At 35.9% G+C, this 270-nt stretch carries 1 rRNA gene; it reads left to right on the top strand.

Annotation, left to right across the window (positions count from 1 at the left end):
• Window positions 1-173: 173 nt before the first annotated feature.
• Window positions 174-270: ribosomal RNA gene (locus IDG64_RS14515) — 23S ribosomal RNA — on the top strand; the annotation flags it as partial.

Raw genomic sequence — 270 nt, 5'->3', positions numbered from 1 at the left:
GATTTTACCAAGCAAAACCGAGTGAATAAAGAGTTTTAAATAAGCTTGAATTCATAAGAAATAATCGCTAGTGTTCGAAAGAACACTCACAAGATTAATAACGCGTTTAAATCTTTTTATAAAAGAACGTAACTTCATGTTAACGTTTGACTTATAAAAATGGTGGAAACATAGATTAAGTTATTAAGGGCGCACGGTGGATGCCTTGGCACTAGAAGCCGATGAAGGACGTTACTAACGACGATATGCTTTGGGGAGCTGTAAGTAAGC

It is taken from the genome of Staphylococcus sp. EG-SA-15, from assembly GCF_017151895.1.
GTDB classification, from domain to species: domain Bacteria; phylum Bacillota; class Bacilli; order Staphylococcales; family Staphylococcaceae; genus Staphylococcus; species Staphylococcus aureus.
Note: the sequence above shows the minus strand (reverse complement) of the source record. Positions and strands in the feature narration are given on the sequence as shown.